The following is a 25,534-nucleotide window of genomic DNA, read 5'->3' as shown; positions in this document are numbered from 1 at the left end:
CTTTAGAATTTGAAGTTCCAGGTTACACTCGGAAGAATCGGGAATATGGACACTTGCCTCGCTTCAATTTTTACTGTTTGGTCTTCTTCATTCACCTTTGTGGCGAAGTAGATGAAATACGGATTCTGTCTGCTGTAGACGTTGTAAATTCCAAAATTCCAAGTGGATTTGAAGCGCTTGTTCTTTTTAGGATTCGGATGAAGTGTAGCACCAATGTCCAATCGGTGATAATCAGGCATCCGATAAGAGTTGCGGTCACCATATTCGGTCACTATGTTTCCATTGATGAAATAGCGCGAAGAGGGTACAGTAATGGCACTCCCTGTTCCATACACGAAGACAGCGGAGACCGACCATCTTTCATTGATCCTGTAAGAACCCACAATAGATAGGTCGTGTCGCCTATCGTATGTGGCTGGAAACCAGTTTCCGTTATTCAATGCTTCGAATTTCCGATTTGTCCAAGCAAGCGTGTAACCTATCCAGCCATTGAATTTCTTGCCATTTTTTCTGATAAAGAACTCAGCTCCGTAAGAGTTTCCTTTGCCGAATACGAAGTTGTTGTCTGGGTTATTGTTGATATTCTGATCAGGACTGAATCCATCCTTATACTCAATAAGGTTTTTCATGGTTTTATAGTAGCCCTCAACACTCACTTCTAGTTTGTTGTCTAAGAAATTGTGAAAATAACCGAGGGCCCATTGATGGCCTTCTTGGGGCTTTACCCTATCTGTGCTAGGCATCCAAAGATCGGTAGGAAAGCTAATGGAGGCCAAACTTGCCAGGTGAATGTATTGGTAATTCATTGTGTAGGATGCCTTGATGGAATTATGCTTCCCCAACATCACTCTGCCAGAAACGCGTGGTTCTGCAAAAGCATAGGTTTTGATGTTCTGACCTACTTTGTATTTCACTGTATCTACCACCTGGCCAACTTCGTTCAGGATGTAGCGGTCAAATGGGCCAGTGTGTGCAAATAGCGAACCGCGGATTCCCACATTTACTTTAAACCGATCCGAAATATCCCAATCGTCCTGGATGTAAATGGCCGCTTCGTGTGCATGGTATCTGATAATTCCACCAAGGTCGAGTTCAGTATCTCCGGTTCTGGCAGAAACGCTGCTGGGCGTGAAGGTGTGGTAAATATAGTTTCCACCAAATTGGACGTTGTGTCGAACATCTGGTAACCAACTCAGATCGAGCTTCAGGTTATAATCGCGAATGCCAGATTGCAACGTAAGATTGAATTCCTGCTGCCCTGCACCAAACTCAAATTTGTAGTCGCTGAAGATCAACGAACTGTTCATGAAAAGCTTAGGGGTGAAAATGTGATTCCATCGTAACGAAGCTGTTCCATTTCCCCAACCTATGTTGGCGCTAAAACCATCCTGACTCTTAAATCCAAAAACATCGCGACCGAAATAACCGCTAAGAAATAAGCGGTCTTTTGACCCAAGGTTATAACTCATCTTTCCGTTGAGGTCGAAAAAGTAGTACGAAGCACCAGCAAAGAAACCTCCTCCGTTGGTATTATCCTTCGTTGCAGCATTGGCAATCGCACCACCTAGAAGTCCGGCATAGGCAAAACGGCCAGAAACAATGAACGAGCCTTTGTCTTTTACAATCGGTCCCTGAAGTGTAAGTCTTGAGTTGATGATGCCGATTCCACCATCCACTTCAAATTTCTTGTTGTTCCCGTCCTTCATGCTTATGTCAAGCACTGAAGCCAAACGACCGCCATATTTTGCTGGCATGCCACCTTTAATGAGCTCAATTCCTTTGATGGCATCTGCGTTGAAAACGGATAGGAAACCGAATAGGTGAGAAGCATTGTAAACCACTGCTTCATCTAACAGAACCAAATTCTGGTCTGGGCCACCGCCACGCACGTAAAGTCCAGCGTTTCCTTCAGAACCAGACTGAACGCCTGGCATTAGTTGGATGACTTTAATGATATCAACTTCGCCCAAGAGCGCTGGCAGTTCCTTTACCTGTTGGATAGGGATTTCCACCGTGCTCATTTTGCTGCTCTTCGTGTTCTCGTCCTTCTTTTCGCCAGTAACAACAACTTCTTCCTTGGTGTAGCTAGACTCCTTCATCTCGATGTTGAACTCGAGATCTTTATCAAGTTTGATTTCCTGCGAAAACGTTTCGTAGCCCAGAAACGAAACCTTCAAGGTGTAATTCCCTTCGGGTACGGTCAGCGAATAAAAACCGTAAAGATTGGTGGTAGCACCTTTCATCAGCGGTTCTACAAACACATTGGTGGCGATCATTGTCTCGCCATTGTTTGCGTCAGTTATGGTTCCACTGATCGTGTATTTCTGCTGGGCCTGAAGGAATCCGAACTGAAAAATAAGGGTTAAAAGGGCTGTGAAATGCTTGATTTTCAAGCTCATTGTCGTTGAAGGAATGGAAGTAATGTCAATATTGATTTTGGCGGTGCAAATGTAACCCACTAAGAGTAGAAATGTTGTTGTTTTTAACTATAAAAATGGCATATCAACATCATGATACTACTGAGTTGGTTAAATCTGACAATACTCAGGTCTTTAGGTAATCGAAATCAGGAATGAAAGCGACATGCGGTGCTTTTTTTGACTCGGATTTACAATCAGGAAAGAATGAAGCAGGCAGTAATACTTGGTGGAGGAACAGCGGGAACGATGATGGCCAATCATTTGGCCAAAAAGCTTCCTGCCGAATGGGAATTGACAGTGGTCGATCAGGAGTTGACCCACTATTATCAACCAGGATTTCTTTTTCTACCCTTTGATATTTATCAGCCTAATGATGTGATTAAGCCAATGGATGATTTTCTTCCCAAAAAGGCAAAACACGTGGTGGAAAAGATTAATAAGGTAATGCCTGAATCCAACCAGGTTTTGCTTCAGAATGGCGAAGTGTTGAACTACGATATACTCGTAATTGCCACAGGATCACACATTGCTCCGCAGGAAATTGAAGGGATGTTGTGTGATACGTGGCAAAACGAAATATTCGATTTCTACACTTTCAAAGGAGCGTGCGCATTGCGCGAGAAATTCATGAATTGGGAAGGCGGAAAGCTGGTTATTCACATATGCGAAATGCCGATAAAGTGTCCAGTTGCTCCCCTTGAATTTACCTTTTTGGCAGATGCATTCTTCGAAGAAAAAGGGATGCGGGATAAGGTGGATATCACATTTGTCACTCCACTTAGCGGAGCATTCACAAAACAGGTAGCTTCTGATAAACTCAGCTACCTTTTGAACGAAAAGAACATCAACATAGTAGCCGATTTTGCCATTGAACGTGTTGAAGGAGGCGAGCGAAAAATCTACGATTTCGGAGGAAAGGAAGTAGCTTACGATCTGTTGGTCACCATTCCAACAAACATGGGCGATGAAATGGTTGAACGCTCTGGTTTTGGAGATGATCTGAATTTTATACCAACCGATAGAGCTACGCTGCAAAGCAAGTTTGCTGAGAACATATTCGTTATTGGGGATGCTACCGACCTACCCGCTTCAAAGGCTGGTTCCGTAGCGCATTTCGAATCCGAAGTTCTTGTGGAAAACATCGTTCGTTACATAAATGGCGAAGAGATGAGAGAAGAATTTGATGGACATGCAAACTGCTTTATTGAAACAGGACATGGAAAGGCGTTGCTGATTGATTTCAACTACACGCATGAACCAGTGGAAGGTTCTTTTCCCTTAGGCAATCTTGGACCGCTGAAGCTTCTGAAGGAAACACGCATGAATCACATGGGTAAACTCGCTTTTCGATGGGTTTATTGGAACATGCTGCTTAAAGGAACGCCTATTCCATTTGTACCAGCAACCATGAGCGAAGCAGGTAAACATTTAGAAATGATCAATCACGGATAAACATTCAAAAACACCATCAGCATGGCAACAATTGCAGGAGTAGAAGTAAACGTAAACCAGGAAGGGTATTTGACCGACCTGAATCAGTGGACCAAAGAAATTGCTTTGGAAATTGCAAAGAATGAGGAAGTGAACCTCAACGATAAAAGTTGGGAGGTCATTTCATGGCTTCAAGAACAATACAGAAATGAAAATCCTCTGACAATCAGGAAAGTTGGCAAAAGTGGTATCACAGACATCAAGGAATTCTATGAATTGTTTCCAAATGGACCGTTGAAGAAGGCAGCTAAAATAGCAGGCATTCCGAAACCGGTCGGATGTATTTAATCTAAACTCAAGAACTAATGACTGAAACAACAGATGCCCCGGTAAGGAAACTGCTTCTCATACTTTCCAAAGCAACCATAGAGAATGTTTATGCATGTTTCATTCTTGCAAATGGAGCAAGAATGGAAGGAATTGAAGCGGAGATTTTCTTCACCTTCTTCGGGTTGGAAGCCATAAACAAGAAGAAGCTCAATGACCTGCATGTGGCAACGGTCGGTAATCCGGCCATGCACATTCCTACCATCTTAGGCGGAATGCCAGGAATGGAAGCCTTGGCCACCAACATGATGAAGAAGGAAATGGAAAAACTCGACATTCCTCCAGTTGACGAATTCTTAGAGCTTCTTTCTGCCTCAGGTTGTAAAATGTGGGCCTGTAAATTGGCCATGGATATGTTCCATCTTGAGAAGAAAGACCTGTATGATGATATAGATGGCGTGCTTACCGTTGGCGGATTCTATGAACGAGCCGCAGGCAAAGGTTCGCATCTCATGTTTATCTGATCTATCAAAAACGATAAAGTAGAAAGGCAGCCGTTGGCTGCCTTTTTTTGTGTCGGGGTGAGTGGATTCGAACCACCGCTCTCGCGCCCCCCAGACGCGCACTTTAACCGGGCTAAGCTACACCCCGAACGATTGTCGCAAATGTATTACTTTTCGTAACTGAGGTAAAAGATGAATAGGGCTAGGATGTTCTAATCTCAAAAAATCCTTAATCTTGTAACCATCTTCTTAGGAGGATGAAAAACTAAGCTAACACTTGCCCAAATGCTCAAGAAAATCGCGTTGTTCTTATTTGTTGGAATCGGATTCGTTTCTACCGTAAATGCCCAGTGTACAGAAGGGAATTGCTATGAAGGCAATGGAACTTACCTGTTTGAAAATGGTGACCAATACAAAGGTCAGTGGAAAAAAGGACTCCCATTTGGTTATGGCGTTTATGAATTTACCAGCGGAGATGTGTACAAGGGTGCTTGGAAAGATGGGCAAATGGAAGGAAGAGGAACATACACCTACAACAACGGAGACAAATACATTGGCGAATGGAAAGCTGGCAAGATGAATGGCCGTGGGCATTTCCATTGGAGCCTGCCTGGCGACCTTATGACCAATGCGGTGTATGAAGGATACTTTAAGGATGGACAGCCTCAACACATTGATTTTGCTCCAACGGGCGAACCGGCTGAGCCGCCAATGAATAAATAGCACAATGACAAAAAGAGAGCTTTGGCTCTCTTTTTTTTTGATCACGATCATGTTGTGGCTGAAGGTTCTAGACTTCTTCCCCTCGACATTGTATATTGTAAGCATCAAAAAACATTCAAATGTCCGTACCGTTTCCGTTTAAGACCATCGCCACCGCCATTGCCTTTTCGCCATATGCCGAAGCAAATTTGCATGAGAGTGCACGGATCGCAAAAATGCTCGATGCAAACCTTGTGCTTATTCATGTAGGCAGAAAGACGGATGAAAAAGTTGAGCGTTTGGAATTGCTGATCTCGCAGGCGGAAATTGATAGAAGTAGGGTGAAAGTGGAGTTTCGTGAGGGTGATCCGGCAGCAAATATTCTTGCTTCGTGCACAGATAATTCGGTTGACCTCTTGATTGCAGGTGCCATGAAAAGAGAGAACTTGCTCAAGTTCTACACAGGCTCCATTGCGCGCAAGCTTTGCCGCAAGGCACAATGCTCCATTCTTCTTCTTACTGATAGATCTGTGATCAGAAACAAATGCAGAGAAATTGTTGTTTCTGGCGATAATCACAGTAAGACGGAAGCTACCATTCGCACGGCCAATTATATTGGGAAGACTTTGGGGGCTGAGCACATCACCATCATTGATCAGATTGACCCGAAAATGGGAGGGGAGGCAGTAGACGATGATCTTGAATTGGCTGAAACAGCCTTGAAACGAAAAGAACTGAAGCAACGCGAAGATGAGCGAATGGCTGATCTGGAGAAGCAGTTGAGTGCAGAAGGAGCGGTTCCGGTAGATCATAAGTGCATTTTTGGAAAAGCGGGTTACACCATTGGTCATTTTGCTGCGGCAAATCGTGCTGACCTTTTGGTAATGAATTCGCCTGATTCCAAATTGGGAATCATGGACCGTGTGTTTCCGCACGATCTCGAATTTGTTTTGTCTGATCTGCCTTGCTGTCTCATGATCGTTAACCAGACTGCCAATTCGGTTGCATGAAACTGTTCTCCAACGGCTTCAAAGGCTGGAAACAGTCGTGGAAAGGTGACCTGCGTGCGTCCATCAGCGTAGCGTTCATTGCTATTCCCTTAGGGTTGGGGATCGGCTTGGCATCAGGTGTTCCTCCTTTGTCAGCGGTTATTCCTAGTGTTGTTGGAGGGCTGTTCATTTCGTGGTTCAGTGGCGGAAGCATAGCGCTGCATAGCACGCCAAAAATGCTGATCGGGGTAACGGCTGCCGCTGTATTATCTTTTGGTGGAGATGATGTTTTTCTTGGATATCGCTTCTTTCTGTCGGCTGTGGTTGTTGCTGGGCTCATTCAGTTCATTTTAGGAATACTTCGAATGGGCGTGATCGGAGACCTGATTCCTGCCACCGTCATCAAAAGTCTGTTGGCATCTGTTGGTGTTATCATTATTGTTAAACAGATACCAGCATTGCTTGGAGCCGAAACCCATGCCGCAAGCTTGATTCAACTCGTACAGGAAATGAAAGGCCTGATCGGAGGAGTGAACCCGATTGTCATGTTCATCGGTATCATCTCTGTGCTCATAATGTTCGTACATCCTAAGATTGAATCTCCAGTTATCAAGGCCTTGCCAGCGGCTGTTTGGGTCATTCTGATATCCATTGCTTATTCATACGCGCTTGAATTTGCAGAAGGCGGCCAATACACCATTTTCCAGCACACTTACGAATTTGGAAGCAAGCAACTCATTGCACTTCCATCAGAATTGTCCGAATCTATAGTGATGCCCGACTTCGGTTTATGGCAAACCGCTCACTTTTGGAACATTGTTTTGGCCATTGTGCTGGTAACGAGTATTGAGGGGATCTTAAGCGCACGGGCCATCGATAGATTGGATCCGTTGAAGCGGAAAACCAATGTGAACAAGGAACTTCGGGCAGTTGGAATTGGCACATCCATCAGTGGAATGCTTGGAGGCATGCCCGTTATTCCTGGTATCGTTCCCAGTTCCGTTGCTGTAACACACAACGGAAAAACGCAATTGGTGGATGTGTTTCAAGCAATCCTCATTCTATTATTGGTTGTGTTGCTCGGTTCTCAATTGAAACACATCCCGTTGGCAGCGCTTGCAGGAATATTGATTCAGACCGGATACAAGCTCCTCAATCCGTCAGAGATCAGAAATGTGTATCGCATAGGTTGGGATCAAGTACTGATATTCTTTACCACATTATTGATCACGCTCACCTTCGACCTCATTATTGGAATTGCCGCTGGAGTTGCCATTACAATCGTCATTCATATCATCAGGCTGCGGTCTGTAATGAAGTTGTTCACCATTCTTTTTAGACCAAATGTGGTAGCATACGAAGAAGGCGATGAAAACACGTTTCACGTCAGTGTTCGCGGCTACAGCAACTTCCTCAATTATTCGAGATTGAAAAAGGCACTTGACGTGATACCAAGTGATTCTACCATCAACCTTGATCTTTCACTTACCGAGTTCATTGACCATACTGTTCTCGAGCATTTGGCCGAGTTTGAGGAAAGTCACATCAGAAGAGGAGGTCATTTTGAGATAATTGGGATGGATAATCACCGAACGTCAACAGCTCATCCGCTTTCGGTGCGGTTCAAAGGTGATTCAAAAGTGCCAAGGCCTGCAAATGTGACGCTTACTTCTAGGCAGAAAAAATTACAGGCACTCGCAAACACACTTAACTGGAAATTTGAGCTTGCAGTAATTCGCTACGTATTGTCCTTCGAAAAATTTCACCTCTTCAGGTTCCGAACGGTCGACAGGGTTTACAATCGGCTTATTGGAACAGCTACCGATTATGACATTGTAGTTCAAGATGTCGATTTTCACGAAGGAGAATTTCAAGTGAAGGTGGATAGACAAGCAACTGTGGCTGTGATTTCGGTAAACAGGAAAATGCCACTTTTCACACTCGAAAAAGAGCACATTTTCGATCGCGTTGCTGCATTGGCCGGCTATGACGACATTGACTTCAAGGACTTCAGGAAATTCTCGAATAAGTTCAGATTGAAAGGAGAAGATGAAACCGCAATCAGGTTGTTTTTCAATGTCGAATTACTTGAGTTTCTTCAAAATGGAACCTCATACCGATTGGAAAGCACGGGAGATTCCATGCTGGTTTTTGGGAAAGAACGCATCTTAAGCGAACGTGAAATTGAGGAGCTGATTGAATTTTGCTCTACCTTGTTAAGCAAGCTTGGATAATAGAGTTTGAGAATTCTGATTTTTTAAGAATTTGATTTTTGTTCAAACTGAAGTGATTGACGTTATTTGTTTTCCAAATCAACTATGAAAAACATGAGAAATCTAGTACTAGCTATTGCAGTGATGATGATGGTGCCAAGTTTGGTGTCCGCTCAAAAGATCGGTTATGCTGACATCAATGCAATTTTATCTGTGATGCCTGAGAATAAGAAAATCAACGAAGATCTTCAGATCTATGGTACGGGACTTCAAAAAAGACTTGATGACATGAAGGCTCAGATGGAAGGAATCGTGACTGAATTCAATCGGGTACTTGCTGCTGGAGATACCGCAAAAGCTCTTGAGCTTCAAAAGCAGGGAATGGAAGGTGACAAACAGATTCGTGAAGCAGCCGCACAAGCAGAACAACAATTAGCTCAGAAAAGAAGTGAGTCTCTTCAACCTGTTTTGCAAAAGATAAGAGGTGCAATGGAGATTGTTGCAAAACGAAAAGGATTCGAATATATCATGAATTCGGTTGATGGCTCAGGAACATCCATCGTTCTTTGGGGACCAGATGGGCACGATATCACTAGAGATGTAGTGGCCGAGTTGGGAATTAAATTGGAAGGACAGGAAGCGGCACAACCTGCTGCTCCAGTACAGCAAGACCCAAGTAAGAAGAAAAAATAATCAGTGATTTTTAGCTGATTGCAGAAAACCGCTTTCGTTCTTTCGAAAGCGGTTTTCTTTTTACATCATTTTAACTTTGCGAAATGCTTGGACTGAAACTTCCCACCGACCCGCGTTGGGCAAACATTGCCGAAAAGAATATCGAGGAAATACTGACCGACCATGCATGGTGTGAGCAGAAGGCGGCTTCAAATGCCATTTCCATCACCATTCGTTACCCTGATAAGTCAGAATTGATCACGGAATTGCTAGAACTCGCGCAAGAAGAACTCAGTCATTTTCAGATGGTACATGAACGCATTCTTGCTAGAGGATTTGAACTTGGCAAACCTAGAAAAGACGAATATGTCAGGCAATTGATGGCATACTTTCCTCAAGGAGGAAAGCGTGAAGACCGTTTGGTACATGATCTACTCATTTCTGCCATGATTGAGGCTAGGAGCTGTGAACGGTTCAAAGTTCTGGCAGATAATATTGAAGACCATGAACTTGCCGCTTTCTATCGTGATCTAATGGTAAGTGAAGCCAACCATTATACGCTATTCTTGAACTACGCACGTAAATATGGCGGCAGAGAAATAGTCAACAAAAAATGGAATGAACTTTTAGATTTTGAAGCAGGAATCATGAGTAAACTTGGTAACGAAGAAAAGATTCATGGTTGAGTCTTTCTAATACTGATCACCCCCTCCTGTGTGCCGGAATCACAATCGGCTGACCGTTGAACGGATTTCCTGTTCTGCCAATGCCTTTTGAACCCATGGCCACAGCACGTTTCACAGCATCCTGTCCGTACTTGTTGCGCAGGTGATCCATGGCCTGATAGAGTTTGATCAGTTCTTCGCTGTCCTCAAAAAGATTGATCTGGTAACCGCCACCCACCAAATGACTGAAGCGCACGCCAACCAAACGGATAAGCACTCTACGGTCGTAGAGTTGATCGAAGAGTTCTTCCACGGTTTTGATGATGGTGTGATCGGCACTCGTGTACGGAATCCGGAGTTGTTTACTGTGTGTCTGAAAATCAGAATAACGGATTTTGACGGAGATGCAAGCCGTGAGTCGATCACCATTGCGCAGCTGATACGCGAGGTTTTCGGCCATTGCTTTGATGATGCTTTTCAGCTTCACCATATCAGTGGTATCTTTTTCAAATGTGCGTTCAAGGGAAATGGATTTCCGTTCGTGATAGGGGATGACGGGCGTGTTGTCGATGGCGTGGGTCTTCTTCCAAAGCGAGATGCCTGGCTTGCCCATCACGCGCTCCATCAGTTCCATCGGCATTTCCTGCACGGTTTTCACTTTTTCCACGCCCATGCTACGGAGCATACGGTAGGTTTGGTCGCCAACCTGAGGAATCTTTTTGATGGAAAGCGGTGCGAGGAATGGCATTTCCGTATCCTTCGGAATTTCCTTGTGGTTGTTTGGTTTGGCCTCGCCCGTACCCACTTTTGCGACCGTTTTACTGGTAGAAAGCGCGAAGGAAATGGGAAGTCCCGTCTCTTTTATGATGCGTGTGCGCAATTCCTGAGACCATTTGTAGCAACCGAAAAAGCGGTCCATTCCTGTGGCATCTATGTAGAATTCATCAATGCTCGATTTCTCAAACAAAGGAGATTCCTCCTTGATGATCTCGGTAACGATATTCGATTGTTTGCTGTAGGTACTGCTGTCACCACGAATCACAATGGCTTCGGGGCAAAGTTGTCGCGCCATTTTCATGGGCATGGCCGAATGGATTCCGAACAAACGAGCTTCGTAGCTGCATGATGCGACCACACCACGGTCGGTTACGCCACCCACAAGCACAGGTTTGTTGTTTAATCGGCTGTCGAGCAGCCGCTCGCAGGAGATGAAAAAGGTGTCGAGGTCTATGTGGATGATGGATTTCATGGTTTCATTCTAGCACAACATTAAATGTTCAGTTCGTAATCTATTTGATATGTTGGCCATTTCGACATTAATGAGTTTATAATGTAGACTATTTGTAATTTCGTTGTACACTTTTGGTCGAATGTATTTATCAATAAATCTGAAATTCTTGAGAGAGCGAAAGCAGATTTCGCAGACCGATTTGGCTAAGACGTTGGAGTTAAGTCGCACGACCTTAATTGGTTATGAGAAAGGAGTGCAGCCGCCCTTCGCGAAGCTCATCCGCATGGCAGAGTATTTCAAGATCAGTTTAGATGCGTTGATTCGCTACGACCTGAGCAAACTTTCAGCATTCCAACTCTCCGAAATCGAACGCGGAATGGATGTAGACATCACGGGACAGAAGCTTCGCCTGCTGACCGTGACCACCGATAATCAAGGAAACGAGAACATTGAAATGGTGGCAACCAAAGCGCAAGCTGGATATGCTAATGGCTATGGTGACCCCGAATTCGTGGAGAAATTGCCAAAGTTTCAGTTGCCATTTCTGCCGAAAAACAGAACGTATCGCTGCTTTCAGATAAAGGGCGATAGCATGTTGCCGATTCCCGAAAATGCGTGGGTAACGGGTTCGTTCATCCAAGATTGGAACGACATCAAGAATGGAACGCCTTGCATTGTCATCACTAAAGATGATGGCGTGGTTTTCAAACTGCTTTACAACAACTTGGAAAATGGCCGAAGTTTTCAGTTGGTTTCCAGCAATCGAATCTATAAACCGTATTCCATTTCGGTAGAAAATGTGCTTGAGATATGGAAGTTTGAGACTTGGAACAGCTTTGAGGTGAGTTGAATTCGATTACTTCAATTTCTCGGGATTCATCCGATTATCAAAAAGATAGACCAAGTAAATACTGTCGTCTCTGATCAGATAATAGATGGAGGTTTGCTTGCTAAGAACTGCTTTTCTGAGTAAGGACTGAATTCCAGATTTCGGAAACAATTCTGGGTTGTTTTGGATTATGTCAAGCTGTCTGGAAAGTAATACTTTGAAACGATTGACTTCTCTTTCGGTCCATTTCCGTTCTAAATAGTCAAGAATTTTCTCAAGGTTTGAAATGGCCTCATCTGACCAGATGATTTGAAACTCAGAGGCCATATTTTGCCTTCACTGAACTGTGAGGATGAACTCGACCTTCTTCAATGTCTTTCAGTCCACGTTCAATCCCAGCTTTTTCATTTTCAGAAAGGTCATTCCACCAATCGAGATCCTTATCGGAGTTGTCTTTGACGATTTTAAGGTACTCAATCGTTGAGCTATCGTCCAACCGACTAAGCCATTCAATCAATTCCAGTTTAAGAGCCTCTAATCCCATCTCAAATTTGGTTTTTCAAAGATACATAAGAATGATCTGTGTCAATTGTCACCTTCGGAAAGAAATGGTTGCGGAACTTTGCCACATGAATTCGAATACCAAAAAACAACTTACTACTTGGCTTATTGCCTCACTCACACTCGGTCTGGCTCCTTTTGTTCCAGAACCACACATCGTTGGTAAAATCCGTTGGGTGGCTGGTGGTGCCATTGGTATGACAGGAATGGATTGGTTCGACCTTGTATTTCACGGGTTTCCGTGGGTGTTCCTTGCTTTCTTCATCGGAAAAGCAGGATTTGAAATGGTTAAAACTGCAAAAGGCTAAGCAGAGATAATCCGTCCGTCTCCCATTTCAATAATGCGGTCGGTTTTGTCGGCAAAATCCTGATCGTGGGTTACAACCAAAAGAGAGAATTTCTTCTCTTGGCTCAGGTCTCTGAAAATATTGAAAACCGTATTAGAATTCTTGCTGTCTAGGTTTCCGGTCGGTTCGTCTCCCATAATAATGACGGGATCGTTGATAAGCGCACGCGCAATAGCAACCCGCTGTTTTTGACCGCCCGAAATCATGGTAGCTTTCTTATGTGCTTGATCGTGAATGTCCAGCAAACGAAGCTTTTCTAATGCGTCTTCGCGGATTTCTTCAAAACTCTTCTTGCCCAATTTTCGTGCTGGAAGCATCACATTATCAAGCACCGTGAACTCGGGTAACAGATAGTGGAATTGAAATACGAACCCGATCTTCTCGTTCCGTAAACGAGCAAGTTGGTTGGCCGTGTTGGTGGTTATCAGTTTTTCGTCCAGAAAAAGTTCGCCTTCATAATCCGTATCCATCGTAGAAAGGATGTAAAGCAAAGTCGATTTACCGCAACCCGATTTCCCCATGATGGAAACGAATTCGCCATGATCGATACTGAACGAAATGTCTTTCAGCACGTGGAAGTCGACCGGAAAACGGAAGTGCTTCTGAATATTTCTCGCTTCCAAAACCTTGCTCATTGTCCTCTGATTATATCAACGGGGTCGATTTTCTCAGCCTTTCTAGCTGGCAGGTAACCGGCAAGAAAAGTTGATGCCAACGCGAATGCCATTCCAATGAGGTAATACTGATAATCGTAGGTAATAGGGTAAGTTTTGATGGTTGGCAATCCAGCTGTATTGAACGGAATATTGTCAATTATAAGTGACCCTGTCAGTCCGAGTAAGAGCCCGAGAATACCACCAACAAATCCGATCAAAATGGCCTGACTCATGAAAATGAGCTTGACATCATTGCCCGAAAAACCTGTTGCCTTCAGGATGGCGATGTCATTCATTTTCTCGTAAATGAGCATGTTTAGAATGTTGTAAATGCCGAATCCAGCTACGGTAAGCAAGGTGATGGAAACCACATACGTGATGAGGTTTCTGACCGAAGAACCCGTGTCAAATTGCGCATTGGCGGTTTTGATATCTACGGCCGTGAGTTTATGCTGACTGCTAATCTCTTTGGACATTTTTGGCGCCAATTCCATGTCCCACAACTTCACGTTGATGTCAGAAATGTAGTCGTTGCTTCCGCCTTGTAATTGCTGCGCTGTTTTCAGGTTCACGTAGCTCTGAATCTTGTCCACTTCGGCCAATCCGCTTTGGAAAATACCAACGATCTTCAACGGAATGATGCTGCCATTCACCGATTTTACCTGAATCCGATCACCAATTGTGACCGACATTTTGGTGGCAATTCCCGAACCGAGAAGAATTCCCTTGTTGTTCTTGACGAGGTCGCTGGCGCTGCCTTCAACGATGTAATCTCCGAAGTTGAATAGTTCCAGTTCGTCCATCACATTGATTCCCGTTATCATTCCGTTCAGTTGAATGGAGCCCGCGAGATAGAACACATTGGCATTTACCTGTGGCGTAACGCCTTTCACACGTTCGTCTTTTCGGAGTTGAGAAATAAGTGGCAATGCATTATGAATCCGAACTAGGCTTTGCTTCGGTTTTACGGACGAAACGACATTAAACGTTTGACTGAAATCGCCCAATAATTCAATCGGTTGTTCTTCGCTTGGCTCAATTTCGTTGTAAATGTGAATGTGTGGCGTACGGTTCAGAATCAGACCATCCAACAGTCCGTTCAAACCTGTCATGAATCCGATCATGGTAATGAACATGCCAATACCGAAGGTCACGCCCAAAGCCGCCACGCCCGTTTGCTTGAATCGCGAAAGCAAATGAGTTCGTGTGATATCGAGTATGACGCGGTAGTTGGTCATGCTGCTACGGATTAACCAAAATTGCGTTGGTATCGAGACCAGAAGTTATTTCCACCCATTCCATGTTTCGTCTGCCGATGGTAACTTCAACTTGTCCATTCTTGGTTTTTACTTGGTTGTTGTTGAAGAGGAACTCAGACGGAATGACAAGCACATTTTCTGATTGCGCGGTGATGATATTCGCTTCGCCAGCTAGTCCGTTATACAGGTCATCTGGTGGCGAAACGAAAGAAGCTTCAATCAGAAACGTCTGTGTTCGTTCGTCTTTAGATGGGTAGATTTTCGTGACCCGTGCTTCGAAAACCGTATCGGCAAATGCATCCAAGGTTATCAGCGCGCGCTGTCCAGTCTCCACCTTGATGATATCGACTTCATCCACCAACATTTTCAGTACGAAAGCGTCTCGCTTTCCAATCTCAGCAAACGCTTGTTGTGCATTGACCAATTCTCCTTCATTCTTCAGAAGTGAATAAACTCTTCCGTTGATTCTTGATCGAATGGAATAATCACCCAATCGCGAAAGCGCGCGTTGTAATTCGTTTTTCGAAAGCTTGAGTTGATTGCGAAGTTCTCGGTCGGTTTCTTTCAGCGAAGAACGCAACGTGGCCAAGTGATTTGAAGACGATTCGTACTTCAACTTTCGATATTCAAGATCTACTTCAGAGCCTATTTGCTTTTCCCACAATCGCTGTTGGCGTGTGTAGTTGAGCGAATCGATGCGGAGTTGATCTTTAGCCATTCGAATATCATCTTTCAATCTGGCCAGCGCACTTGCTGCTCCCGAATAACTTTCTTCAGAAAGGCTTTTTTTTAAAGCGGCATTCTCTGCATTGATAGTGGGTTCGTCTGCTTCAACTTCTGCTAACAATTGGTTGATGGAAACCGTGTCACCTTCCTCGATGAAAACCTTAACCAGCACGCCAGAAGCGGTTGGATAAACCTCGTACAGATCATCGGGTTCAACCGTAGTTGAAGCATACACAGATTCAACTAGTGCTTTATATTGTGGTTTGATCTTTTCTTGCTTCGATTGGCATGAAAAAATCGAACTTGAAATGACGACAAGCAAAACTGATTTTGTGAGACTATTCATGAAGGACGGTAATTAACGTTTGCAAGTAACCTTTAAGCTGAGATTCAGCGCCTTACCAGTGTCTTTGTTAAGTATGATAAATGTCAGGCAAAGACGGGCGAAAAAAGAAAAGGCCACTCATTTGAGCGGCCTTTTTAATTCAATTTCAATCAGAAATTATTCCCAGATAATTCTTTCAGGCGATTCGTACCACTTCTCATAATTCTTGTGGTAGATCTTTTCGATCGGATTACGTTTGATCTTCATTGTCGGAGTAAGCAATTCGTTCTCCACTGTCCATGCAGTTTTAACCACAATTGCTTTTTTCACTTGTTCGTGATGATCTAACAAAGGATTCACACGGTCAAGTGTTTTAAGTATGCTATCTGTCAATTCGGTCTTCGATTTTTTTGCTCCTGACTCAGACATCACCAACAACGCGATCGGTTGCGGAATTCCATCACCGACCACGCATACCTGTTCAAGATCCGCATTCTCAGAAATGTGCATTTCAATCGGAGAAGGAGCAACATACTTCCCTTTGGTAGTTTTGAATAGATCCTTCACTCGACCAGTGATTTTCAAGAATCCTTGATCATCAATGTAGCCTTCATCTCCTGTTCTAAGCCAACCGTCAACCATTGTTTCTGCCGTCAATTCTGGCTCTTTATAATAGCCGTCCATCAAGGCTTCGTGCTTCACAAGAATCTCTTTGATGTCGCTCAATTTTACTTCGCAATCGGGCAAAGGCTGACCGACATATCCAACTTTGATAGCGTTGTTTCGAGTAACGTGGCTGTAGCAACAATTCTCTGTCATCGCATACGCTTCCTGAATGTTGATGTCCAGTTTGGCGAACCAATGAATCAGTGAATCTGGCGTAGGAGCTGCTCCAGTGAATACGTTTTCAGCTTCCTGTAGTCCCAAGCCTGTTTTGATCTTCTTCTTAACGATTCCGCTCAGAATTGGAATTTTCAAGAACAGATCCAATTTTTTCTGTGGCATTTTGCCAAGAATTCCTTGCTGAAATTTGCTCCAGATTCTTGGAACTCCAAGGAAAACAGTAGGTTTCGATTCGGCCAAATTCGCAGCAAACGTATCCAACGATTCAGCAAACGAAACTGGGCTACCAGTGTAAATACTTCCCATTTCTACCAAAAGTCTTTCTGCAATATGGCAGAGTGGGAGGTACGAGAAGAAACGTTGTGTATGAGGCTGCAATCGAAGCTCGTCCATCGCTTTTTCAGCAGCCCATCCAAAGTTGTGGAATTTGTGCATCACACCTTTCGGCATTCCGGTTGTCCCAGAAGTGTAAATGATAGTTGCCATGTCTTTTGGATCACGGTGTACGTTATCCTTAATCGGCTGCACATCTTTTACAAGATCATTCCACTCGTCATATCCAGGTTCTGTGTAAAAAGGAAACGCAATACACTTCACGTTATCTGGAACTCCTGGTCGCATAGAAGCCCAATCATCCAATTTTCCAACGAAAAGCAACTTCGATTCGCTGTGAACCAAAATCTGCTTGATGGTTTCATCATTCAGGTTCGGATAAAGAGGAACCCCACAATATCCAGCCATCTGAATGGCAAGGTCGCAGATGATCCAGTGCGCACAATTCTTCGAAATCATGGCAATCTTGGTGCCTGGCTCATAGCCCAAACCTTTCAGGTAAGCGGCCATTTTTCGCACTTCCTGTCCGGTTTCTTTCCAGGTCCATTCGTGCCATTTACCGTTTATCGGTTGACGCATGAACACCAAATTTGGTGATTCGCGTTCCCAACGGTACATCATATCTAAAGGAAGTGGACGGCTCATAAGCGTTATTTTGGATTAGAGGTTAACGACCAAAATCGGTCAGTTGATTTTCATCAAGCGTCCAAAAATAAGGTTTCACCGAAACCTTGCAAGCCTACGACAGCTAAGTACTTTTAATTGCATTCATAAATGCAAGCTATGAACGATAATAGCGTTAGGCCATTTTATTGGCAAGCACAGAATTGTATGTTTTTTTTGCCTCGCTTACTTTTCCGAATTCTTCTCCATCAATGACCATTTTGTCATCTGAAGTCACCGTTCCAAGAAGCGTATAATCTACACCAGACGCTGACATCAGTTCTACGAATTCATCTTGAGCTTCTGGCTTGATGGAAACAACTGCTCGACTTTGGCTTTCTCCGAAAAGGAAGGCGTCAGTTCTGATCTCTGAATCGCTCTCAAACTCAAATCCAAATCCTTTTGGTAAAGCCGATTCAAGAACGGTGATGAACAGTCCACCATCGGAAACATCATGAACCGATTGTACGATTCTTTCCTTGATCAATGCAAGGATCAATTGCTGAACAGCATACTCTTCTTCCAGATCGATAAAAGGAGCAGGCGAACCTTTAACTCCTCGGAAGCTGTACAGATATTCAGAAGAATTGACATCGTTTCTTGATGTGCCCACCAAATAGATCAGGTCGCCAGCGGTTTTGAAATCCAACGTCATTCTATCTGATTTGTCTCCCAAAATCCCCACCATTCCGATGGTTGGAGTAGGGAAGACCGGTTCAGTTCTGTCTTTATATACTGATTGATTGTAGAAACTCACGTTTCCACCTGTAACAGGCGTATCGAACTTTCGACATGCTGCACCCATTCCTTTAATGGCTCCCACGAATTGCCAGAAAACTTCTGGCTGGTAAGGATTTCCAAAATTGAGGCAGTTGGTAACACCAGTTGGTTCCGCACCAGTACAGATCAGGTTTCTGGCCGCTTCAGCAACGGCTATCTGTGTTCCTTTTTCTGGATCGGCATTCACATAGCGCGAGTTGCAATCCACTGTCATTGCCAACGCACGATTGCTGTCTTTTAGGTTTACAACAGCTGCATCAGATGGAGAGTTGGTGCTCATATTCAATGTGCCAACCATGCTGTCGTACTGCTCGGTTACCCAGTTTTTCGAAGCAATGTTCAAATGGCCGATCAAGTGCCACGAAGCATCTTTCAAGCTTTCTGGTTCAGAAAGTTGATCGATATTGAATTTCTGATATTCAGCATAATACGCTGGTTCTGAATATTCGCGATCATAAACTGGAGCGCCACCACCAAGAACGAGGTCCCAAGCAGGAACTTGAGCTTCCAATTCGCCATTCATGTAATAACGAAGCGTTCCGCCTTTCTCTCCTCGATTTGGTTCTGTAACGACTCCGATCTCCACACAATTCAGATCCCATTTATCGAATACTGCAAGTACTTCTTCTTCACGTCCTTTTTCAACCACTATGAGCATTCGCTCTTGCGATTCGCTGAGTAGGATCTCCCATCCCAACATGTTCTGCTGACGGGTTGGAACTTTATCCAACCAGATGTCCATACCGTGACCACCTTTATCGCTCATTTCCGAAGTGGAGCAAGTGATGCCCGCTGCTCCCATATCCTGCATGCCGATAACGGCACCTGTTTTGATCACTTCGAGCGATGCTTCCAATAACAATTTTTCTTGGAACGGATCGCCTACTTGAACTGCCGGAAGGTCCTCGGCACTGTCTTCTGTAATATCGCCAGAGGCAAAAGTTGCTCCGTGTATTCCATCTTTACCTGTAGAAGACCCAACGATGAAAACAGGATTTCCAACGCCATGCGAAGTGGCAGAAACCATGGTCCCAACCTCCAAAGTTCCAACGGACATGGCATTTACCAGCGGATTCTGGTTGTAGCATTCATCAAAGAAAACCTCTCCGCCAACGGTTGGAATTCCGAATGAATTGCCATAATCGCCAATTCCTTTTACCACGCCTTTCACCAACCATTTTGTCTTGTCGAGGTCTGGATTTCCGAAACGAAGGGAGTTCAATTGTGCAATTGGACGTGCACCCATCGTAAAGATGTCGCGGTTAATTCCACCAACACCTGTTGCAGCTCCTTGATATGGTTCCAATGCCGAAGGGTGATTGTGCGATTCGATTTTGAATGCACAGGCCAATCCATCGCCAATATCAACCAATCCTGCGTTCTCAGCACCTGCTTCTACCAGCATCTTCGAACCAGTTCTTGGCAATGTTTTTAGCCATTTGATGGAGTTCTTGTAACTGCAGTGCTCGCTCCACATTACTGAGAAAATACTGAGCTCAGTAAAATTCGGAGTACGGCCAAGAATGCCTTTTATTTTCTCGAATTCCTCTGGTCGAAGACCTAGTTTTCCAGCAGTTTCTACGGTTGTCAATTGGTTGGTAGTGGTGTTGTCCATCTTTGTGCAGATTCAAGATTGAATTGAACTGCAAAAGTAACGAACAGCACTTTTGCGGAGCTTTGGTAGTGCCGTAGCATCATCCATAGTTATTAACACGGTTTCGGGTTAAACTGGCTCAATTCGGAGTTCAATATTCTGTCAAGCTGTTACATTTGAATCTATGGATCATCTCATCGGGACGGCACTGACTCTTGGCTATTTGGCCCTATTCCTTTTTCTGATTTCCAGAATGAGGTTTTTTAGGATCGGTAATATTCCTGTCCGATGGTTTCAAGGCGCGTTTGTTTTAAAGGTGCTGAGTGGCTTTCTTCTTTATCTAATATACACCTATTACTATACAGATCGCTCAACCGCAGATATCTGGAAGTATTATGATGATGGAATGGTGATGTTCTCAGCTTTGAGTCGGCATCCGATGGATTTTGTAAAAATGCTTTTCGGATTGGGAAACAACACACCTCATTTTGACCAGTATTACGACCATATGAACCATTGGTATCGTCCTTATGGAAGCAGCATTGCCAACGACACGCATACAATTATCCGGTTCAATGCCTTTGTCAGATTGTTCTCCCTTGGGCATTATAACGTACATAGCGTAGTTGCCAATTTCCTTGGAATGATTGGGCTCACTGGAATTCTCCACTTTCTTAAACAAATGGCACCATCAAAGGAGAAGTGGTTTTTCGCTGGTGTCTTTCTCTTGCCAGGAATGATGTTTTGGGCATCGGGTGTACTGAAAGAGCCGCTGTTGCTTTTCGGGCTTGGTCTATTCCTTTTTGGGGCGATGAAATGGATGAACGATGGTTTTTTGGTAGGAAGACTGAGTTTGATGATCACCAGTTTGTTCTTCCTTTTTACGGTTAAGAGTTATGCGCTCATTGCGATTCTCCCAGGATTACTTGCTTGGCAACTTTCGCTGCGAACAGCTAAATTCCATCCAGCACTTGTTTTTATTGGAATCTATTCATTGCTTGGATTGGCAACGTTGATGATCGCTCAGCTTGCGCCAGATAAAGATCCACTACAACGGTTGGCGCAAAAGCAGTACGAATTCTACCAGTTGGCAGAGGGCGGAACATACGTTAAAACTGCCTCAAATGATACCTTATATATAGAGGCTGAAAATTATGAGCTTCTGACCTTTACGAATGACCGGAAAAATGTGTTGCTAAATGATGCGGTGACTGCTGTTTATTGGAAACATGCCAAGGATTCAATTTCCCCAATCCGCAACTTGGAAGCGGGAAGCGAACTCACTGTACTACTCGACTATGGCAAAACGGGAAGTACAATAGAAATCCCCCGTTTGGAACCCAATGCTTGGAGTTTTCTGAAGGCGATGCCTGTGGCTTTTATCAATGCTACATACCGACCATTTCCGTGGGAAATTCGTTCACCGTTCATGTTGCTCTCGGGTTTGGAAAATCTGATCATTGGGTTCTTGATGATTCTGCTGCTGTTCTATTTTCAAGCAGAAGCGTTGCGAAACCCGATTTTCTACGTGTCGCTGTTTTTTGCCTTGGTCATTCTCGTACTCACAGGTCTTGTGACGCCCGTTGTTGGAGCAATCGTTCGATACAAAGTTCCTGCATTGCCGTTTTTGGCATGCGCCCTTTTAGCGCTGATTGATACCAAAAGGATAGAAGATATCCTGCTATCGAAATTTCCGTTTTTCAAGAAGTACTTTTAGCGCAATGCAAGAAGAATATTTTGAGAGGTGGACGCTGGCCAACGGCATTCGGTGTATTCACAGGGAAGTGAATTCGCCCGTTGCGCATTTGGGATTTTTCGTCAATATGGGTTCGCGCGATGAGTTGCCTGATGAGCACGGATTGGCCCATTTTATCGAGCATGTGATCTTCAAAGGGACCGAAAAACGGAAAGCGTATCACGTGTTAAGTCGCATGGAGGATATTGGCGCGGAGTTGAACGCGTATACGACAAAGGAGGAGACTGTAGTGCATGCTACTTTTTTGAAAGAGCATTACGGTCGAGCGTTGGAACTCTTCAATGATATTGTGTTTCATGCCACTTTTCCTGCCAAGGAATTGGAAAAGGAAAAATCAGTTATTGTCGATGAGATCAATTCTTATTTGGATTCTCCGTCAGAAATGATCTTCGATGAGTTTGATGAGTTGGTCTTTGCCAATGACCCGATTGGCCGAGGCACGCTTGGCACGCCCGAAAGTGTGTACAGTTTTGATGCAGCTGCGGTTCGCAAATTCCTGAAGCGTGGTTATCGTACCGATCAAATGGTAATTAGTTCGGTTGGGAAGATCGATCTAAAGAAATTGAAAGCAATGATTGAACGCTACTTCGGTAGCGAAATAGAAACAAGTGGTATTGTTGCTGAACGTATGCCTTTCAGTGGCTACAAACCTGTTCGCTTAGAAGCACAGAAGTCCAATTATCAAACGCACCTGATGATGGGAAACGTGGCTTATTCGGCAGGTCATGATAATCGAATTGGACTTTATCTTTTATCGAACCTCTTGGGCGGACCAGGAATGAATGCACGATTGCACATGACGCTTCGCGAACGTCACGGTTACACATATAATGTAGAGACAAATTATACTTCGTATTCAGACACAGGTCTGTTCTCTATTTATTTAGGAATGGACGAGAAGTTTCTGAAAAAGTGCATCGATCTTACACACAAGGAACTTCGTTTGCTTCGCGAGAAGGGTTTGGGTACAGCGCAGTTGCACAAGACCAAACAGCAGCTTTTGGGACAAGTGGCAATCGGGCAAGAGAACAACCAAAGTCAGATGTTGGGAATAGGGAAGAGCCTTTTGGCGTTTGACGAAGTTCGAACTTGGAAAGAAATTGCTCAGAAAATAGAACAGCTTACTTCATCTCAACTTCTTCGCATCGCGAACGAGATTTTCGATGAGAAGGATTTCAGCTACCTTATATATAAGAGTAAATAGTTAGGGTTTCAGGTAAATCAACTTGGTTGCGGTACTGATTTCTTCGGTGGTAATGAACAGAAAATACGTTTGCTCTGCCATGCCAATTGCTTCAAGGTCAATTTGCGATTCTCCGCTTCCTTCCGCAACAGTTCTACCAATGACATCCAGCAATTGCCATTTCAAGTTTTCAATTTGTGGCAGATTTACAATTCCCGTTGTTGGATTCGGGTAAACGGATTGAATCATCATTTCCACGATTCCAACTGTGATATCAATGTATTGCTGGCCATCTGAGGTGTCCGCTTCTTCCAATCCAGCGCCATTCACGGCTTTCACGGTTGCGTAATACCAATCATTTGGTGTCAAAACGTAAGGAACATTAATAGAAGTGTTCAATCCAACATTGGTGAACGGATAAACATTCGCTGCACCAGCAGCATCTCCAACTGCCGCTTCATAGTACGCAATTCCTGAGTGAGGATCTGTAGCCGCAGACCAATTGGCAAAGAGTTGCGCGCCATCGTTTGTTTGGTCAATGTCTGATGAAATGCCATCCGCAACTCCATACAGAACTGGAGGCGTCCAATCAATATTCACCTGCAATACATCTTCCGAAGAGCAATTTCCAGCATGGTCAAAGATGTAAGTTCTGATTTCGCAAGCAGCTATGTTAGGATTTGGGTTTTGATATCGAACTGGGTCATTGGCTGTTCCGACATTCACATACTCAGCCGAAAGCCGTCCTTTATATACGCGCACATCATCATACTCAGCCGAACAATTTCCTGTTCGTAACGAAATGCTATTTCCGCTCAGGATCGGAGAAGAATCGGTCCAAGAACTGACCATCGCGCCATCCACATAAACCCGAATTTCCCCACTAAAGTGATTGCAAACCACTTTTACATCATACCAAACATTGGGATCAATGGTCAGGTCGTCATCGGTTTCCAATTCCCAAACATCATTGCTTACCTTATATATCTGAACCTTGTCGTTGTCAGCACGCAGGTAAATGAAGTATGAATTGCCACGGTTTTCGAGCGTTGCGTCTGAACACATGAAGTGCATTCCGGCTCTTCGATTCGCACCCGAGCCATTGATTTTCAGTTTCACTGAATACAAGTAATTGAAGGATTGCTCTTGAACTACCGGAATATTCAGGTTGGTGTTTGAATTGACCTCGTCTGATTGAACAGCTGTTCCTCCAGAAATATTCCAAGTTCCTGTCTGGGAAATCCATTCACTCAAACCAGGATTGTAATCATCATATAGAAAACCGTGGTCAGGATTTCCGCTCCAACGACTGCCATCAAAATCAAGGATGGAGGAAAAGCGCTCATCATCGTTAACTCCACTACCGCTTTGCTCATCATTTTCAGAGTAGAAGGCATAGAAATTATCGGTTTCCCACGGACCAGCGTTTATCTCAACTGTTGGCGGTGTAATGTCTAATCCTTGCGAAGTCCAATTTGCCTCCCATCCGGTTGCTGCAGATGAACAATCACTCCGAAATTCAAACAACAAATGTCCACTGTTTGAGGTAACCGTTCCTGGATTATTGGTTCCCGTGTAATAACCTATCAATGGAGAAAATACGTCCGTGCCATCATATATATATAAGTAGTCCCATTGATCCTCTAGATCAAACTGTTGAAACGTGACAGAAACGGTACTGGCATTCGTTGGTTGAATGAGGGAAATTGTCCGTTCATCACTATAATAAACTCCGATCTGGCCACCGCTATCATAAAAATTCCCAGAAGCGGCTATTAAGATGGTGGTCGGTGTGTTCGGATTTATCAGTTTGTAGAAGTAGTCCCAATCAAAATATTGCCCAGGATCGGTGTGTGATTGATTAGGGAAATGCTGATGACCTTTGATCCGCACACATGAGCCAGGAGTACTGGTTGCGTTATAATAGGTAGTTGCAGCCCAAGGAAAATAGGCTGTTCGCAGACCATCTATTCCATAACCACTCTGCGTGATGTCAGACACGATATCCCCCGTAGCAGCATACATGGCGGCAGTATAGTTATTCGGGTCACTCACAACCCCGTCTTGTTCGATGCCTATTGTGTAAGGGTTTTCAGAGCCTACGTGCCAAGCTTTGTCCACTTCGCACACCATCTGGGTGATCTGCCCTGTATTGCTGACAACATAATGGTATGAAACCTGGGCGTTGCAGTTCTGTGCCCAACTGATTGCTCCAGCGTAGGTTCCTTGAATTGTGTGAATCGTAACGGCACTTATGGCCGTTCCACTGCGCGAACTATAGTTGCAGGTTGGTGTTTGCACAAATGCATCTGCCACGTAATCATTACAAGGAGCAATTCCTCCGCCAGATCGATACGTATCTCCGCTTTCATTATATATGTGTTCGCCATTCATCAGAATGCGTTTGGCAGAAATCACTTCCAGATTACTTCCGAATACTTCGTCCAGGTCAATTCCAAGCGTTGGATAACCTAATCGATTCATGAATTCGCGGTTGCTCAATAAGGAGATAATCTGGTAAAGTTG

General features: G+C 44.1%; 22 protein-coding genes and 1 tRNA gene (1 of these 23 running past the window's edge). 12 read left to right on the top strand and 11 right to left on the bottom strand.

What is annotated here, in order from left to right; all coding sequences use genetic code 11:
* Window positions 1-2 precede the first annotated feature (2 nt).
* Entirely contained in the window at window positions 3-2,399 is a 2,397-nt protein-coding gene (locus K9J17_06720) for a TonB-dependent receptor (protein ID MCF8276408.1), read from the bottom strand.
* 225 nt (window positions 2,400-2,624) lie between these two features.
* Here K9J17_06720 and K9J17_06715 point away from each other — a divergent pair, with 225 nt between their 5' ends.
* From K9J17_06715 to K9J17_06705, 3 genes are read left to right on the top strand one after another with little or no spacing between them, the layout of a single operon-like run.
* On the top strand, window positions 2,625-3,872 hold the full coding sequence (locus K9J17_06715) for an NAD(P)/FAD-dependent oxidoreductase (protein ID MCF8276407.1): 1,248 nt from the start codon (window positions 2,625-2,627) through the stop codon (window positions 3,870-3,872).
* A gap of 21 nt (window positions 3,873-3,893) precedes the next feature.
* Entirely contained in the window at window positions 3,894-4,199 is a 306-nt protein-coding gene (locus K9J17_06710; protein ID MCF8276406.1) for a TusE/DsrC/DsvC family sulfur relay protein, read from the top strand.
* A gap of 17 nt (window positions 4,200-4,216) precedes the next feature.
* Window positions 4,217-4,702, top strand: coding sequence for a DsrE/DsrF/DrsH-like family protein (locus K9J17_06705; GenBank protein MCF8276405.1), 486 nt, complete (start codon window positions 4,217-4,219; stop codon window positions 4,700-4,702).
* A gap of 52 nt (window positions 4,703-4,754) precedes the next feature.
* On the opposite strand, the gene K9J17_06700 is transcribed toward K9J17_06705, so the two are convergent.
* Window positions 4,755-4,829, bottom strand: a tRNA-Pro gene (locus K9J17_06700).
* A gap of 137 nt (window positions 4,830-4,966) precedes the next feature.
* Here K9J17_06700 and K9J17_06695 point away from each other — a divergent pair.
* The 5 genes from K9J17_06695 (at window position 4,967) to K9J17_06675 (ending at window position 9,943) form a co-directional block, all read left to right on the top strand.
* Window positions 4,967-5,404 (top strand): hypothetical protein, encoded by a 438-nt coding sequence (locus tag K9J17_06695; protein MCF8276404.1) that lies wholly within the window; start codon window positions 4,967-4,969, stop codon window positions 5,402-5,404.
* Window positions 5,405-5,523: 119 nt separating this feature from the next.
* A complete protein-coding gene (locus K9J17_06690; GenBank protein ID MCF8276403.1) occupies window positions 5,524-6,393 on the top strand; it encodes a universal stress protein in 870 nt (289 codons plus the stop codon).
* Complete coding sequence (locus tag K9J17_06685) at window positions 6,390-8,606, top strand: hypothetical protein (protein MCF8276402.1); 2,217 nt, start codon at window positions 6,390-6,392, stop codon at window positions 8,604-8,606. The genes K9J17_06690 and K9J17_06685 overlap by 4 nt, the downstream gene beginning before the upstream one ends.
* A 93-nt stretch (window positions 8,607-8,699) precedes the next feature.
* A complete protein-coding gene (locus K9J17_06680; protein MCF8276401.1) occupies window positions 8,700-9,278 on the top strand; it encodes an OmpH family outer membrane protein in 579 nt (192 codons plus the stop codon).
* A gap of 83 nt (window positions 9,279-9,361) precedes the next feature.
* Entirely contained in the window at window positions 9,362-9,943 is a 582-nt protein-coding gene (locus tag K9J17_06675; GenBank protein ID MCF8276400.1) for a tRNA-(ms[2]io[6]A)-hydroxylase, read from the top strand.
* Between the two features lie 16 nt (window positions 9,944-9,959).
* Here K9J17_06675 and dinB read toward each other — a convergent pair whose 3' ends face one another.
* Window positions 9,960-11,171, bottom strand: coding sequence for a DNA polymerase IV (gene dinB / locus K9J17_06670; protein MCF8276399.1), 1,212 nt, complete (start codon window positions 11,169-11,171; stop codon window positions 9,960-9,962).
* Between the two features lie 148 nt (window positions 11,172-11,319).
* Here dinB and K9J17_06665 point away from each other — a divergent pair, with 148 nt between their 5' ends.
* Window positions 11,320-12,003: an XRE family transcriptional regulator gene (locus K9J17_06665; GenBank protein MCF8276398.1), complete on the top strand. Its 684-nt coding sequence runs from the start codon at window positions 11,320-11,322 to the stop codon at window positions 12,001-12,003.
* A gap of 6 nt (window positions 12,004-12,009) precedes the next feature.
* Here the strand turns inward: K9J17_06665 and K9J17_06660 are convergent, their stop codons facing one another.
* Together K9J17_06660 and K9J17_06655 are read right to left on the bottom strand one after the other, a co-directional pair.
* Window positions 12,010-12,309, bottom strand: coding sequence for a type II toxin-antitoxin system RelE/ParE family toxin (locus K9J17_06660; protein ID MCF8276397.1), 300 nt, complete (start codon window positions 12,307-12,309; stop codon window positions 12,010-12,012).
* Window positions 12,299-12,526, bottom strand: a complete 228-nt coding sequence (locus K9J17_06655; GenBank protein MCF8276396.1) for a hypothetical protein — start codon at window positions 12,524-12,526, stop codon at window positions 12,299-12,301. The genes K9J17_06660 and K9J17_06655 overlap by 11 nt, the downstream gene beginning before the upstream one ends.
* An 85-nt stretch (window positions 12,527-12,611) precedes the next feature.
* Here K9J17_06655 and K9J17_06650 point away from each other — a divergent pair, with 85 nt between their 5' ends.
* A complete protein-coding gene (locus tag K9J17_06650) occupies window positions 12,612-12,851 on the top strand; it encodes a hypothetical protein (protein MCF8276395.1) in 240 nt (79 codons plus the stop codon).
* Here K9J17_06650 and K9J17_06645 read toward each other — a convergent pair.
* The 5 genes from K9J17_06645 to purL all read right to left on the bottom strand — a co-directional run bounded on the left by K9J17_06645 (window position 12,848) and on the right by purL (window position 20,090).
* Complete coding sequence (locus K9J17_06645) at window positions 12,848-13,525, bottom strand: ABC transporter ATP-binding protein (protein MCF8276394.1); 678 nt, start codon at window positions 13,523-13,525, stop codon at window positions 12,848-12,850. The genes K9J17_06650 and K9J17_06645 overlap by 4 nt on opposite strands.
* Window positions 13,522-14,784, bottom strand: a complete 1,263-nt coding sequence (locus K9J17_06640; GenBank protein MCF8276393.1) for an ABC transporter permease — start codon at window positions 14,782-14,784, stop codon at window positions 13,522-13,524. Before K9J17_06640 ends, K9J17_06645 begins: the two co-directional genes overlap by 4 nt.
* Before the next feature lie 4 nt (window positions 14,785-14,788).
* Window positions 14,789-15,877, bottom strand: coding sequence for an efflux RND transporter periplasmic adaptor subunit (locus tag K9J17_06635; protein MCF8276392.1), 1,089 nt, complete (start codon window positions 15,875-15,877; stop codon window positions 14,789-14,791).
* Between the two features lie 156 nt (window positions 15,878-16,033).
* Complete coding sequence (locus tag K9J17_06630; GenBank protein MCF8276391.1) at window positions 16,034-17,677, bottom strand: AMP-binding protein; 1,644 nt, start codon at window positions 17,675-17,677, stop codon at window positions 16,034-16,036.
* A gap of 154 nt (window positions 17,678-17,831) precedes the next feature.
* Window positions 17,832-20,090: a phosphoribosylformylglycinamidine synthase subunit PurL gene (gene purL, locus K9J17_06625; protein MCF8276390.1), complete on the bottom strand. Its 2,259-nt coding sequence runs from the start codon at window positions 20,088-20,090 to the stop codon at window positions 17,832-17,834.
* Between the two features lie 163 nt (window positions 20,091-20,253).
* On the opposite strand from purL, the gene K9J17_06620 reads away from it, so the two are divergent.
* Window positions 20,254-21,786, top strand: a complete 1,533-nt coding sequence (locus tag K9J17_06620) for a hypothetical protein (protein MCF8276389.1) — start codon at window positions 20,254-20,256, stop codon at window positions 21,784-21,786.
* Window positions 21,787-21,790: 4 nt separating this feature from the next.
* The gene (locus tag K9J17_06615; GenBank protein MCF8276388.1) at window positions 21,791-23,029 is read left to right on the top strand and encodes an insulinase family protein; all 1,239 of its coding nucleotides are present in this window, start codon (window positions 21,791-21,793) and stop codon (window positions 23,027-23,029) included.
* On the opposite strand, the gene K9J17_06610 is transcribed toward K9J17_06615, so the two are convergent.
* A protein-coding gene (locus K9J17_06610) for an N-acetylmuramoyl-L-alanine amidase (GenBank protein ID MCF8276387.1) crosses the window boundary here: on the bottom strand, window positions 23,030-25,534 show its 3' portion. Its footprint extends 477 nt past the window's final position; only the last 2,505 of its 2,982 coding nucleotides appear in the window; the start codon falls outside the window, past its right edge; the stop codon is at window positions 23,030-23,032.

The organism is Flavobacteriales bacterium (assembly GCA_021739695.1).
Taxonomy (GTDB): Bacteria; Bacteroidota; Bacteroidia; order UBA10329; family UBA10329; genus UBA10329.
Note: the sequence above shows the minus strand (reverse complement) of the source record. Positions and strands in the feature narration are given on the sequence as shown.